Origin of the sequence: Pseudomonas fluorescens (assembly GCF_902497875.1) — a bacterium.
Classification (GTDB): domain Bacteria; phylum Pseudomonadota; class Gammaproteobacteria; order Pseudomonadales; family Pseudomonadaceae; genus Aquipseudomonas; species Aquipseudomonas fluorescens_BR.
In genome coordinates, this window is record NZ_CABVHY010000015.1 from 142389 (window position 1) to 156102 (window position 13714).

Genomic DNA, 13714 nt, shown 5'->3' on the forward strand with positions numbered 1-13714 from the left:
GGCGGCTTTCAGGCCGCCGACTGTGAGGGCGCTGTATACAACCTGTAGTACTTATTTCCTGTATGCGTGAAGTATTTCCTGTTTTCCTCTCTGATCTGATTTTTCCTCTGCAATGGAGGAAGATTCGTACCTCTTGATCAGCGGGCTATGCCCGACGTAACCCTGAGGGAACCAGGTTATGACTGCTACAACGATGGGAATCAAAGGGCATTGCGCCCATTGTCAGATCACACTGGTGCTTAAACCCTGGCAACTGAATGCCATCGCGATCAATGAAGCGTTCGCTTGTGCAAATTGTCAGAGAACTTTGCAGCTCAGCTGCCCGAAACAGCTCAGGCGTCTCAAGTCGCTGGATTCGCTCGGCATGCTGCGGGCGGGCATGCTGGTGTTGATCTGCACCGCGTTATTGGTCGCGTTGGTGATGGAATGGGTGGGGCTGATCAGTGTGGTGGCACAGCTCAATTTTTCGCTGATCGCCATCTTGCTCTACTTCATCATTCTGCGTTTTGCCCGGCACCGACAGCGTATGACGCTGATCCTGCAAGCCGCCAAGGCTCATGTCGACTGATTACCAGTTGAACAATTCACAGGCGTTGGCAGTGCTGGCTGCGGCCAGTTGCTGCGGGCTGACGGCCATGATCTCGGCCAGCGCGGCCCAAATCGCCGGCAGGTGCTGCGGGCTGTTGCGTTGGCCGGGGTACATGGCGGGCGCCATATCCGGCGAGTCGGTCTCCAGTACCACGGCCTCCAGCGGTAAGCCTTTGAGGACTTTATGCATGCGCAGCGCCTGCGGCCAGGTCGCGGCACCGCCCAGTCCGAGTTTGAAGCCGAGTTTGAGGTATTCGCGAGCCTCTTCCTGACTGCCGGCGAAGGCGTGAATGATGCCCGCGCGCTTCAAGCGAAAACGCTTGAGGGTGGCGATGGTGGCCGCATGGCTACGACGGACATGCAACAGCGCCGGTAACTGAAAGTCGGCCGCCAGTTGCAACTGTGCTTCGAACAGCGTTTGTTGCCGTGGGCGGTCGAGGTGTTCGAGAAAGTAATCGAGGCCGATCTCGCCCACTGCGCACACTTGGCGATGACTGGCCAGGCGCGTCAGCCAGTCGCCAAGTTCCGTCAGGTGCGCGGGGCGATGCTCATCGAGGTACGCCGGGTGCATGCCGAACGCGGCATACAGGTCCGGGTCGCTTTGCACCAGATCCCAGACGCGCTGCCAGTTTCGCTGATAAACCCCCAGCACCACCATTCGCCGCACCCCGAGGGAGCGGCTGTCAGCCAGCAGCGCCTGACGATCGTCGTCGAAGTCCGGAAAATCCAGATGAGTGTGGCTGTCGATCAGCTCCACGTTCACGCCTCGTGAATGCGCTGCTTGAAAGTTCGGGCGATGGCTTGTACGCCCGGTTGGTAATGCTGTTCTTCAATCGCTGCCAGGGCCAGTTGCAAGGCTTTGTCGGCGATCAGCTGATGTTGCTGGGCCATGGCATTCACCGGCAGTGGCAGGAAGTCCAGCAACTGCGTGTCGCCGAAGGTACCGAGGCGCAGTGGTCGGGATTTGAGCGGGTAGTCATGCAGGGCATCGAACACGCCCTGAAGCAGCACGTAGGAGGTAGTGACCAGCGCATCCGGCAAGTGGCCGAGGCGCCGTAGCAACTCTTCCATCAGCTGCCGTCCGCAGTCGCGGCTGAACGCTTCGCCGTGCTCGATCAGGATCTCGCCGTCAAACCCGGACAAGGCCTGTTTGAAGCCGGCGGCACGTTCCTGGCTGATGCTCAGCTCGGGGCGTGCACCGATCAGCGCAATCTGCCGCGGCAAGGGCTGCAACAGGCTGCGGGTGAGCTGCAGGCTGGCTTCTTGATCATCGCTGATCACCGAGCAGAAATGCTCGGGCTCCATGACCCGGTCGATGGCGATGATCGGCAGGCCCTTGGCCTGTAGCTGGCGATAGCTGTCATCATCGGGCGGCAGGCAGCTGGCGACGAACAGCGCGTCGCAGCGCCGGGCGCGAAAGAGTTGCAGCAATTGCCGCTCGCTTTGCGGCGCATCGTCGGAGCTGGCGATCAGCAATTGATAGCCGCGAGCGCGGGCACCTTGTTCGAGCAGCTTGGCTATCCGCGCGTAACTGGGGTTTTCCAGGTCCGGCAGAATGAAACCCAGGGTGCGCGTATGCCGGCTGCGCAGCCCTGCCGCTTGCGGGTTAGGCGTGAAGCCATGTTGTTCGACCACCGCCTGCACACGCTCGACGGTGCTGCGACTGATTCGCTGTTGTTCGGCCTTGCCGTTGATGACGTAGCTGGCGGTGGTGACAGACACACCGGCCAGTTGCGCAATATCACTGAGTTTCAACCCGGGAATTCCTTGTTGTTTTGGAGCTTGCCCCGACATTTTGTCCGATCGTAACCGATCTGGGCAGGGGACCATCGTCACAACTGCAACCGACGGGTAGGGCTTCAAGGATGAGCGATAATCAAGTAACGTGGCAAATATTATAGATTAAACGTTTCAGCAGGCGTATTTTCAGGGGTGTAAACGAATTGGGCCGGCTCTGCCAAGAGGCCGCCCAAGGCTGTTCTGCCAATAAGCCTAAGCTGATTCATTCAAAACAATACCTAGCGCTACCTTGCGCTAAATAGGAGAAAGCATGCTCGAGCTCACCATAGAGCAGATATCCATGGGCCAGTCGGCTGTGGATAAGTCCGCGGCACTCCATCTGCTTGCCGAAAAGCTGGTCGACGATGGTCTGGTCGAAGAGGGGTACCTCAGCGGCTTGCAGGCGCGAGAAGCCCAGGGCTCGACCTTTCTCGGTCAAGGTATTGCGATCCCCCACGGCACTCCCGAAACCCGCGACAAAGTGTTCACTACCGGCGTGCGCCTGTTGCAGTTCCCCGAAGGGGTGGACTGGGGTGACGGCCAGATCGTCTACCTGGCGATCGGCATTGCCGCCAAATCCGATGAACACTTGCGCTTGTTGCAATTGCTCACCCGCGCCCTCGGTGAAACCGATCTGGGCCAGGCCCTGCGCCGCGCCAGTTCCGCCGAGGCCTTGCTGAAGCTGCTGCAAGGCGCGCCGCAAGAGCTGGCGCTGGACGCGCAGATGATCGGCTTGGGCGTGTCGGCCGATGATTTCGAAGAGTTGGTCTGGCGCGGCGCGCGTTTGCTGCGCCAGGCCGACTGCGTCAGCAATGGGTTTTCCGCAGTGTTGCAGCAGGTTGACGCGTTGCCACTGGGCGATGGCCTGTGGTGGTTGCACAGCGAACAGACGGTCAAGCGTCCGGGCCTGGCCTTCGTCACGCCGGACAAACCGATTCGCTACCTCGGCCAGCCGCTCAGCGGTCTGTTTTGCCTGGCCAGCCTGGGGGAAGCCCATCAAGCGTTGCTCGAACGTCTCTGTGCCTTGCTGATTGAAGGTCGCGGACATGAACTGGGGCGTGCCACCAGCAGCCGTGCGGTGCTGGAAGTGCTCGGCGGCGAAGTGCCGGCCGACTGGCCGAGTGCCCGTATCGCCTTGGCCAATGCCCACGGTCTGCATGCGCGCCCGGCGAAGATTCTGGCGCAGCTGGCGAAAAGTTTTGAAGGCGAGATTCGCGTGCGGATCGTTGATGGCCAGGAGAGTGCGGTGTCGGTGAAGAGCCTGAGCAAGTTGCTCAGCCTCGGCGCCCATCGTGGCCAGGTGCTTGAGTTTATCGCTGAGCCAAGCATTGCAGCGGATGCCTTGCCAGCCTTGCTGGCGGCTATCGAAGAGGGGCTCGGCGAGGAAGTCGAGCCGTTGCCGGCGGTCAGTGCACCCCGTGAAGTCATTGCTGAAGTCGCCCAGGTGCTGGTGGCTCCGGCCTCGGGCAGCCTGGTTCAGGCTATCGCCGCCGCGCCGGGGATCGCCATCGGTCCGGCGCACATTCAAGTGCTGCAACCGATTGATTACCCGTTGCGCGGCGAGTCCGCCGCCATTGAGCGCGAGCGTCTGAAGCAAGCGCTGAGCGAAGTTCGTCGCGACATCGAAGGCTTGATTCAGCGCAGCAAGGCCAAGGCTATCCGGGAGATTTTCATCACCCACCAGGAAATGCTCGACGATCCGGAGCTGACCGACGAGGTCGACACCCGTCTCAAGCAGGGCGAAAGCGCCGAGGCGGCATGGATGGCGGTCGTCGAGGCCGCGGCCAGACAACAGGAATCACTGCAGGATGCCTTGCTGGCCGAGCGTGCAGCGGACTTGCGGGATGTCGGACGCCGGGTGCTGGCGCAGTTGTGTGGCGTCGAAAGCCCGGTCGAACCAGAGCAAGCCTATATTCTGGTGATGGACGAGGTCGGCCCCTCGGACGTGGCGCGCCTCGATCCCGCACGGGTTGCCGGCATTCTGACCGCCCGCGGTGGCGCCACTGCCCACAGCGCGATTGTGGCCCGGGCCTTGGGCATTCCGGCGCTGGTCGGTGCTGGCGCCGCGGTATTGCTGCTGGCACCGGGCACGCCGCTGTTGCTCGACGGTCAACGCGGTCGGCTGCATGTGGATGCCGATGCCGCGACCTTGCAGCGCGCCATTGAAGAGCGCGACACCCGCGAGCAACGTCTGCAGGCAGCTGCCGCCCGGCGTCACGAACCGGCAATCACCACCGATGGCCACGCCGTTGAAGTGTTCGCCAACATCGGCGAAAGCGCCGGTGTCACCAGCGCAGTCGAGCAGGGCGCCGAAGGCATAGGCCTGCTGCGCACCGAACTGATTTTCATGGCCCATCCGCAAGCGCCGGATGAGGCGACCCAGGAAACCGAATACCGCCGGGTACTCGATGGCCTGGCCGGGCGACCTTTGGTGGTCCGGACCCTGGATGTCGGCGGTGACAAGCCGTTGCCTTACTGGCCCATCGCCAAGGAAGAAAACCCTTTCCTCGGGGTTCGCGGCATTCGGTTGACCCTGCAACGTCCGCAGGTCATGGAAGCCCAGTTGCGCGCCTTGCTGCGAGCCGCTGATAACCGGCCGTTGCGCATCATGTTCCCGATGGTCGGCAGTGTTGATGAATGGCGCCAGGCCCGGGACATGACCGAACGCCTGCGCCTGGAAATTCCGGTGGCCGACCTGCAACTGGGGATCATGATCGAAGTGCCATCGGCAGCGCTGCTTGCCCCGGTACTGGCCAAGGAAGTCGACTTCTTCAGCGTCGGCACCAACGACCTGACCCAATACACCCTGGCGATCGACCGCGGCCATCCGACCCTGTCGGCCCAGGCCGATGGCTTGCACCCGGCGGTCTTGATGCTGATCGACATCACCGTGCGCGCGGCCCATGCCCATGGCAAATGGGTCGGTGTCTGCGGAGAGCTGGCGGCGGACCCACTGGCTGTACCGGTGCTGGTGGGGCTGGGGGTGGATGAGTTGAGCGTGTCGGCACGCAGCATTCCCGAGGTCAAGGCGAGGGTTCGCGAACTCAGCCTGAGCCAGGCAAAAATTCTCGCTCAGCAGGCGTTGGCCGTGGGCTGCGCCGATGAAGTACGCGCTCTTGTGGAGGCCCTGTAATGGCTAAAATTCTGACCCTGACCCTGAACCCGGCGCTGGACCTCACCGTCCAGTTAACGAAGCTGGCGCCCGGTCAGGTCAACCGCAGCGATGCCATGCACAGCCACGCCGCCGGCAAGGGCGTAAACGTGGCTCAGGTATTGGCGGATCTTGGGCATCAGGTGACCGTCAGCGGTTTCCTGGGTGAAGACAATCCACACGCCTTCGAAACGCTGTTTATCCGGCGCGGTTTTTTCGACGAATTCATCCGCGTGCCCGGAGAAACCCGCAGCAATATCAAACTGGCTGAGGGCGATGGGCGTATCACCGACCTGAACGGACCGGGGCCGCTGGTCAGTGAAGCCGCTCAACAGGCGTTGCTCGATCGTCTCGAGCAGATCGCCGCCGGGCATGATGCGGTGGTGGTCGCCGGGAGCCTGCCGCGCGGAGTCAGTGCGCAATGGTTTCAAGCGCTGCTGATTCGGCTGAAGAGCCTCGGTTTGAAAGTCGCCCTGGACACCAGCGGCGCAGCCTTGCGCGCAGGGCTCGCGGCAGGTCCATGGCTGATCAAACCCAACACCGAAGAGCTGGCCGAGGCGCTGGACTCCCCGGTGGCGTCGGTGGCGGCACAAGCCGAAGCGGCGAGCCGGTTACAGGCTCAAGGCGTCGAGCATGTGGTGATTTCTCATGGTGCCGACGGGGTGAACTGGTTCGGTGTCGGTACTGCCTTGCAGGCATTGCCACCCAGGGTCAGCGTCGCCAGTACCGTGGGTGCCGGCGATTCCTTGCTGGCCGGGATGCTCCACGGTTTGCTCAGTGCGCATACCCCTGAACAGACCTTGCGCACGGCCACTGCGATTGCTGCCATGGCGGTGACCCAGATCGGTTTCGGAATCAGCGATGCCACGCAACTGGCGCAGCTCGAGAAGGGGGTGCGTGTTCACCCCCTGACAGAACAATAAGAGGGTTTGTAATGAAATTAGCCATTGTTACTGCCTGCCCGAACGGCATGGTCACCAGTGTGCTTTGCGCGCGTTTGCTCGATGCGGCGGCGCAACGCCAGGGCTGGAGCACCAGTGTCGAAGTGCATGATGCCGCGCACCCAGAGCGGCAGTTGTCCGCCGCGACTATCGACGACGCCGAATGGCTGCTGGTGGTCAGCAGCACGCCGCTGAATATGTCGCGTTTTGTTGGCAAACGGGTGTTTCAGAGCACCCCGGCTCAAGCGCTGCAGGATGTTGAAGCTGTGCTGCGCCGTGGGGCCGAAGAGGCGCAGATCTATGTCGCGCCGCAAGGGCTTGCCGAACCAGCTATCGCCAGCACCAACGCACCCCGGCTGGTGGCGGTGACCGCGTGCCCGACGGGCGTCGCTCATACCTTCATGGCCGCTGAAGCCTTGCAGCAAGCGGCCAAACGCCTTGGTTATGACCTGCAAGTAGAAACCCAGGGTTCGGTCGGTGCCCGCACGCCCTTGAGCGCGACAGCGATTGCCGAGGCCGATGTGGTGTTGCTGGCGGCGGATATCGAAGTCGCCACCGAACGTTTCGCCGGCAAGAAGATTTATCGCTGCGGCACCGGCATCGCCTTGAAGCAGGCCGAAGCCACGCTGAACAAGGCGCTGGCCGAGGGTAAACAGGAAAGCGCCGCGACCGCTGGCCAGGGCCCGGCGAAGGCTGAGAAGACCGGGGTCTACAAGCACCTGCTGACCGGTGTGTCATTCATGTTGCCGATGGTGGTGGCCGGCGGTTTGCTGATCGCCCTCTCGTTCGTTTTCGGCATCGAAGCGTTCAAGGAGCCTGGCACGCTGGCGGCGGCACTGATGCAGATCGGTGGCGAGACCGCGTTCAAACTGATGGTGCCGTTGCTCGCCGGTTACATTGCCTACTCGATCGCCGACCGGCCGGGCCTGGCGCCGGGGATGATTGGCGGCTTGCTGGCCAGCACCCTGGGAGCGGGATTTATCGGCGGGATTATTGCCGGCTTTATCGCCGGTTACGCGGTCCAGGCGATCAATCGCTGGGTGCGCTTGCCGCAAAGTCTCGAAGCGTTGAAGCCGATCCTGATCATCCCGCTGCTGGGGAGTCTGTTCACCGGCCTGGTGATGATCTACGTGGTGGGCAAGCCGGTCGCCGGGATGCTCGAAGCCTTGACCCACTTCCTCGACAGCATGGGCACCACCAACGCAATCCTGCTCGGGGTGTTGCTCGGCGGCATGATGTGCGTCGACCTCGGTGGACCGATCAACAAAGCCGCCTATGCCTTCTCGGTCGGCCTGCTGGCCTCGCAAAGTTACGCACCGATGGCCGCGACCATGGCCGCCGGTATGGTGCCGCCGATCGGCATGGGCATCGCCACTTTCATCGCTCGCCGCAAGTTCGCCCAGGCCGAGCGTGAAGCCGGCAAGGCGGCCTTTGTGCTTGGCCTGTGCTTTATCTCCGAAGGAGCGATTCCGTTTGCCGCCAAGGACCCCTTGCGAGTGATCCCGGCGAGCATCGCCGGTGGTGCGTTGACTGGCGCATTGTCGATGTACTTCGGCTGCAAGCTGATGGCACCTCACGGGGGGCTATTTGTAATGCTGATCCCGAACGCGATCAATCATGCGTTGCTGTACTTGCTGGCGATTGTTGCCGGGAGTTTGCTGACCGCGGTGACGTATGCGCTGATCAAACGCTCTGAGGAGGTCGAGTTGGTTCTGGAGCCGGTCAAGGCGTAAAGCAAAGATCGCAGCCTGCGGCAGCTCCTACAGGAGTTGCGCGCACCTGCAATATTGTAGGTGTATGCGGTTGGCGTAGGAGCTGCCGCAGGCTGCGATCTTTTTGCTGTCACCGCCCTTTCATCGCTCCATGCCTAAGCTTTCCTTTTGGATGGTCGAGGGACAAACACCATGAGCGAATTCGATCTCGGCCGCCGTCGGCTGGTGCAGGCCGTAGGGGCCGGGCTGTTGTTACCCGGCCTGGCACCGGCGGTGATTGCCTCGGTCAAGGATCGTCCGCAACTCACGGATGGCGTGCAGTCCGGTGACATGCTGGGCGATCGAGCGCTGATCTGGAGCCGCAGCGACCGCCCGGCGCGGATGGTCGTGGAGTGGGACACTCGCAGCCTGTTCAGCAACCCTCGACGCATCGTGTCGCCATTGACCGATGCCCGCAGTGACTTCACCGCCCGGGTCGAACTCACGGGTTTGCCCGCTGATCAAGCGATCTTCTATCGGGTGTTGTTCGAAGATGCCCAGAGCGGCGTGGCCAGCGAGCCCTGGTTCGGCCACCTGCGCAGCGTGCCACAGCAACGGCGCGATATTCGGTTCGTCTGGAGCGGTGATACGGTTGGCCAGGGGTTCGGCATCAACCCCGAGATTGGCGGTATGCGCATCTATGAGGCAATGCGCTTGCGTCTGCCGGACTTCTTTATTCACTGCGGCGACAGCATCTACGCCGACGGACCGGTGCCGGCGCAAATCAGTACCGAGGGCGGCCGTATCTGGCGCAATCTCACTACCGAGGTAAAAAGCAAAGTCGCCGAAACCCTCGGCGATTACCGCGGCAACTACCGCTACAACCTGATGGATGAAAACATTCGTCGCTTCAACGCCCAAGTGCCGCAGATCTGGCAGTGGGACGATCACGAAGTAGTCAACAACTGGTCGCCCGGCAAACAACTGGATGGGCGCTACCACAACAAAGATATCCACAACCTGGTGGGGCGGGCCCGCCAGGCTTGGCTCGAATATGCACCGATGCGTTTACAGCGCGCCGATCAGGGCGGGCGGATCTATCGCAAGCTGAGCTACGGACCGTTGCTGGAGGTATTTGTACTGGATATGCGCAGCTATCGCGGTGCCAACGACGACAATCTCGGCGGCGCCAAACCTTTCCTTGGTCGCGAGCAACTGGACTGGCTCAAGCGCGAGTTGAAGGGTTCCAGCGCGCAGTGGAAAGTCATCGCCGCCGACATGCCGATCGGCCTCGGAGTGCCGGATGGTGAACTGAGCCCTGGCGTACCGCGCTGGGACGCGGTGGCCAATGGCGACCCGGGTCAGGCTCAGGGACGAGAACTGGAAATCGCCGAGCTGCTGGGGTTCCTGCGGGCGCAGCAGGTGCGCAATTACCTGTGGCTGACGGCCGACGTGCATTATTGCGCAGCGCACCACTATCATCCGGACCGGGCGGCGTTTCAGGACTTCGAACCGTTCTGGGAATTTGTCGCGGGCCCCTTGAACGCCGGCAGTTTCGGGCCCGATACGCTGGACAAGACGTTTGGTCCCGAAGTGGTGTTCGAAAAGGCCCCCCCGGCGCAAAATACCTCGCCATTTGCCGGGTTTCAGTTTTTCGGAGAAGTGAACATCGATGGGCAGACCGCCGAAATGAGCATCATCTTGCGGGATCTGGATGGGGTGGCGGTGTTCGAGCAGAAGTTGCAGCCAATCTGAGGCTGTGTTCGAGGACCTCGCTCATCTGTTCAATGATCCAGGTTGCATTTAACCCCTTTTCCACCACCTCGCATCTGGACATCATCGGGTCGGCCGGACCTGTGTCTGGCTGGCCATGGCCTGGCGTTTGCGCAAGAGCCGGTTGCCAGGCTGAAGCCAAACCGCCCGGTTCATGTAAAATGCCGCGTTTTCTCCCATGGGAAGCCCGCGCTGCGTGCGACCCTCGATGATCCGCTCCTTTGAGGACCTGAGATGACCCGTATCGGAACTCCATTGTCGCCAACCGCGACCCGCGTTTTGCTGTGTGGCTGCGGCGAGCTGGGCAAGGAAGTGGTAATCGAGCTGCAACGCCTGGGCGTTGAAGTGATCGCCGTGGATCGCTACGCCAACGCACCGGCCATGCAAGTGGCCCATCGCAGTCATGTGATCAACATGCTCGATGGCGCGGCGCTGCGTGCGGTGATCGAAGCGGAGAAGCCGCACTTCATCGTGCCGGAAATCGAAGCCATCGCCACTGCTACCCTGGTGGAGCTGGAGGCCGAAGGCTTTACCGTGATTCCGACTGCCCGTGCCGCGCAGCTGACCATGAACCGCGAAGGTATCCGGCGTCTGGCCGCTGAAGAGCTGGACCTGCCGACCTCGCCGTACCACTTCGCCGACACTGTCGAAGACTATCGCAAGGCGGTCGAGGATCTGGGCTTCCCGTGCGTGGTCAAGCCGGTGATGAGTTCCTCGGGCAAAGGCCAGAGCCTGCTGCGCAGCGTCGATGACGTGCAGAAGGCTTGGGATTATGCGCAAGAAGGCGGTCGTGCCGGCAAGGGGCGGGTGATCATCGAAGGTTTTATCGACTTCGATTACGAGATCACTCTGCTGACTGTGCGCCATATCGGCGGCACCACCTTCTGCGCGCCGGTCGGCCACCGCCAGGAGAAGGGCGATTACCAGGAATCCTGGCAGCCGCAGGCCATGAGCCCGATTGCCTTGGCGGAATCCGAGCGGGTTGCCAAAGCGGTGACCGAAGCCTTGGGTGGTCGGGGACTGTTCGGCGTCGAGCTGTTCATCAAGGGCGATCAGGTGTGGTTCAGCGAAGTTTCGCCACGTCCCCATGACACCGGTCTGGTGACGCTGATTTCTCAGGACCTGTCGCAGTTCGCCTTGCATGCGCGGGCGATTCTGGGGTTGCCGATTCCATTGATCCGTCAGTTCGGTCCATCGGCTTCGGCGGTGATTCTGGTGGAAGGGCAGTCGACCCAGACTGCTTTCGCCAACCTGGGTGCGGCATTGAGCGAGCCGGATACGGCATTGCGTCTGTTCGGCAAGCCGGAAGTCAATGGTCAGCGCCGGATGGGTGTTGCCTTGGCTCGTGATGAGTCGATTGAAACTGCTCGCGCGAAAGCGACCCGCGCCGCTCAGGCTGTTGTTGTAGAGCTGTAGACCGAGTCGCGGCTATCGCGAGCAGGCTCGCTCCCACAGGGGGCCGCGTTCTGTCAGAAGGAATGCGGTCCCAATGTGGGAGCGAGCCTGCTCGCGATATAGGTCTATCAGGTAACCCGGTTCAAATCGGGGATATGTAGCAGCTGCCGAGCTCGCGAGGCTGCGTTCGGTCGAAGCGGTCGTCGTTGGTTAAACGCGATTTAATTGATACGGCGCGGTTGCAGGTTTTATGACCCCTACGCGGTCGAACGCAGGCTTGCGGGCTCGCCAGCGGCTACATGCCAGATCAACACGCGGCTGACACGGTTGTCTTCAGTTTCGAGGATTTCCAGGCGATAGCGACCGATCTTCAGGCAAACCGCGCTCTCCGGGATGGTTTCCAATGCTTCGGTAACCAGTCCATTGAGGGTTTTCGGGCCGTCGCTGGGCAGGTGCCAGCCGAGACTCTTGTTCAGTTCGCGGATCGATGCGGCGCCGTCGATCATCAGTCGGCCGTCAGGCTGAGGGTGAATATGCGGGTTGTCGAGGCTTTGCTGGCTTTCGAACTCACCGACGATTTCTTCGAGAATGTCTTCGAGGGTAACGATGCCGAGCACCTCGCCATATTCGTCAACCACCATGCCCAGGCGCCGCTGTTGTTTGTGGAAGTTCAACAACTGCAGCTGCAGCGGAGTGCTTTCCGGCACGAAGTAAGGTTCGTGGCAAGCTGCCAGCAAGGCCTCCTTGGTGAGGCTCGCGTCCGGCAACAGATGGCGGATCTGGCGGGTATTGAGCACCGCCTCGACCTGATTGATATCGCTGTGGAACACCGGCAGACGGGTACGGTTGGAATTCTTCAGCTGTTCGATGATCTCTTCGATCGGGTCGTCCAGATTGATCCCGTCGACTTCACTGCGCGGTACCAGGATGTCATTGACCGTGATGTTGTCCAGCGCATGAATGCCGGACAGCAGGTGCGGGCGGCAGGCGGCCTGCTCATGGTCCGGTCCCAAGTCGCGGGTTGGCGCTGGCTCGTCCTCGCTCTGCTTGACGCTGGACGGTCTGGCGCTCAGCTGGCGCAGGAACAATTGGGCGATGCCGTTGAGCAGCCAGGCGGCGGGATAGAGGATCTTCAGCGGCACGCCGAGCAGGGCATTGCCTATGCCCAGGATCGCTTCGGGATAACGCGTGGCCAATGTGCGCGGCAGGTAGTCGGCAAAGACCAGCAGGGCGCAGGTAGCGCTCAGGCAGGCCAGCCACGGTCCGTTTTCCTGCCAATAAGTCAGGGCCAGCAAGGTGCCAATGATCACTGTCAGGACCCGGCACAGGGTGTTGCACAGAATCAGGCTTTCACGCGGGAAGTTCAGCCTGGCCAGCGGCTTGTCGCTCGAACGCGAGGCGGTGCGCTGGGCCAGCAGATGCTGTTGAGCGACTTCGATGGCGGTAAACAACCCTGACCATAGAATCAGCAGGGCCAGTACAGCGAGCATCGGCCCGAGGGGCAGGTTATCCATGATTACTGCTCGTCAGACATGCAGGATGTATTCGCGGACCAGCTTGCTGCCGAAATACGCCAGCATCAGCAGGCAGAAACCGGCAAGGGTCCAGCGAATGGCCTTGTGTCCGCGCCAGCCGAGGCGGGTGCGGCCCCACAGCAGCACGCTGAAGACGATCCAGGCCAGGAACGCCAGCAGGGTTTTGTGGACCAGGTGCTGGGCGAACAGGTTCTCGACGAACAGCCAGCCGGAAATCAGCGACAACGACAGCAGCGTCCAGCCGGCCCAGAGGAAGCCGAACAACAGGCTTTCCATGGTTTGCAATGGCGGGAAGTTCTTGATCAGGCCGGACGGATGCTTGTGCTTGAGCTGGTGATCCTGGATCAGCAGCAGCAAGGCCTGGAACACCGCGATGGTGAACATGCCATAGGCCAGGATCGATAGCAGGATGTGCGCCAGAATTCCCGGTGCCTCATCGATCACCTGGACCGTGCCCGACGGCGCGAATTGCGCCAGTAGCACCGTGGCCAGCCCGAGCGGGAACAGCAATACCAGCAGGTTCTCCACCGGAATCCGCGAGCAGGCCAGCAGCGTCAGGGCAATCACCGCAACGGCAATCAGGCTGGCAGCGTTGAAAAAGTCCAGCCCCAGGCCGATCGGCGTCATCAGATGGTTGAAAAGACTGGCGCTATGGGTCAGCACGGCGAGGACGCCGAGCGTGACCAGCAGGCGTTTGTTCGCCTTGGCACCTATGGCCAGACGAGAGCCTTGATAGAGGGTCGCAGCGGCATATAAGCAGGCGGCGGCGAGGGCGGTTAGCAAACTGGGTGACAAGGGGAGCATAAATCCTGTTAGGCAAGCCCGAAAGGCCCTGAGTTTGGCATAGAACCCACATGACAC

General features: G+C 61.7%; 10 protein-coding genes. 6 read left to right on the forward strand and 4 right to left on the reverse strand.

Annotated elements, in window-relative coordinates; translation table 11 throughout:
• Positions 1-178 precede the first annotated feature (178 nt).
• A complete protein-coding gene (locus F8N85_RS16975; protein ID WP_150804702.1) occupies positions 179-568 on the forward strand; it encodes a hypothetical protein in 390 nt (129 codons plus the stop codon).
• Here F8N85_RS16975 and F8N85_RS16980 read toward each other — a convergent pair whose 3' ends face one another.
• Positions 569-1345 carry a TatD family hydrolase gene (locus F8N85_RS16980; RefSeq protein ID WP_150804703.1) on the reverse strand — a complete coding sequence of 259 codons (777 nt, stop codon included), beginning with the start codon at positions 1343-1345 and terminating at the stop codon, positions 569-571.
• A gap of 2 nt (positions 1346-1347) precedes the next feature.
• The gene (cra, locus tag F8N85_RS16985; protein WP_150804704.1) at positions 1348-2343 is read right to left on the reverse strand and encodes a catabolite repressor/activator; all 996 of its coding nucleotides are present in this window, start codon (positions 2341-2343) and stop codon (positions 1348-1350) included.
• Positions 2344-2638: 295 nt separating this feature from the next.
• Between cra and ptsP the strand changes: the two genes are divergently transcribed.
• From ptsP to purT, 5 genes are all read left to right on the forward strand, one after another.
• Complete coding sequence (gene ptsP, locus F8N85_RS16990) at positions 2639-5500, forward strand: phosphoenolpyruvate--protein phosphotransferase (RefSeq protein WP_150804705.1); 2862 nt, start codon at positions 2639-2641, stop codon at positions 5498-5500.
• Complete coding sequence (gene pfkB / locus F8N85_RS16995; RefSeq protein ID WP_150804706.1) at positions 5500-6441, forward strand: 1-phosphofructokinase; 942 nt, start codon at positions 5500-5502, stop codon at positions 6439-6441. The genes ptsP and pfkB overlap by 1 nt, the downstream gene beginning before the upstream one ends.
• Positions 6442-6452: 11 nt before the next feature.
• Positions 6453-8192, forward strand: a complete 1740-nt coding sequence (locus F8N85_RS17000) for a PTS fructose-like transporter subunit IIB (RefSeq protein ID WP_150804707.1) — start codon at positions 6453-6455, stop codon at positions 8190-8192.
• A gap of 171 nt (positions 8193-8363) precedes the next feature.
• Positions 8364-9905: an alkaline phosphatase D family protein gene (locus tag F8N85_RS17005; protein WP_150804708.1), complete on the forward strand. Its 1542-nt coding sequence runs from the start codon at positions 8364-8366 to the stop codon at positions 9903-9905.
• Between the two features lie 252 nt (positions 9906-10157).
• Positions 10158-11339 carry a formate-dependent phosphoribosylglycinamide formyltransferase gene (gene purT / locus F8N85_RS17010; protein ID WP_150804709.1) on the forward strand — a complete coding sequence of 394 codons (1182 nt, stop codon included), beginning with the start codon at positions 10158-10160 and terminating at the stop codon, positions 11337-11339.
• Between the two features lie 236 nt (positions 11340-11575).
• On the opposite strand, the gene F8N85_RS17015 is transcribed toward purT, so the two are convergent.
• Together F8N85_RS17015 and F8N85_RS17020 are read right to left on the reverse strand one after the other, a co-directional pair.
• Positions 11576-12832, reverse strand: a complete 1257-nt coding sequence (locus F8N85_RS17015; protein ID WP_150804710.1) for an HlyC/CorC family transporter — start codon at positions 12830-12832, stop codon at positions 11576-11578.
• A 12-nt stretch (positions 12833-12844) separates the two neighbouring features.
• Positions 12845-13657, reverse strand: coding sequence for an inner membrane protein YpjD (locus F8N85_RS17020; protein WP_150804711.1), 813 nt, complete (start codon positions 13655-13657; stop codon positions 12845-12847).
• Positions 13658-13714: the final 57 nt, after the last annotated feature.